Source organism: Kribbella antibiotica (assembly GCF_004349055.1).
Lineage (GTDB): Bacteria > Actinomycetota > Actinomycetes > Propionibacteriales > Kribbellaceae > Kribbella > Kribbella antibiotica.
The window spans coordinates 1-454 of sequence record NZ_SMKX01000344.1 but is presented as its reverse complement, the minus strand read 5'-3'; the positions used below and the strand labels follow the sequence as shown (position 1 = coordinate 454).

The window sequence follows — 454 nt, the reverse complement described above, 5'->3', positions numbered from 1 at the left end:
CCCCCCATCTCAGCGGGCGCCCCTTCAGTTGGGGGGTTGCCCATCGAGATTCTCAGGGGGCAACCCCCTAACTCAGGGGGCAACCCTCTCGGCACATCAGCAGCCGCAGGACCGGCGGATCACCAGCTCGGCCGGATAGGCGGCCGGCGATCCGGCCGGCCCCTCGATCAATTGGCGGACCACCTCTTCCGCCATCCGTTCCAACGGTTGCCGCACCACAGTCAACGGCGGCCAGCACCACTCCGACTCTGCCGTCCCGTCGAACGCCACCACCGCCATGTCCTCCGGCACCCGCAACCCCGCCTCGCGCAGCGCCCTCAGAACCCCTACCGCCTGCAAATCCGAACTCACGAACACCGCCGTAGGCCGCGGAGCCATCCCCACCAACTCCAGCCCAGCCGCATACCCACCCGCCCGGCTGAACCTCACCTTGACCACCGGCCCTTCCGACAAC

General features: G+C 68.7%; 1 protein-coding gene. It reads right to left on the bottom strand.

Features of this window, described 5'->3' with window-relative positions:
• Positions 1 to 96: 96 nt before the first annotated feature.
• The coding region (locus tag E1263_RS42500; protein ID WP_165956955.1) for a LacI family DNA-binding transcriptional regulator at positions 97 to 454 on the bottom strand (358 nt) is incomplete at its 5' end.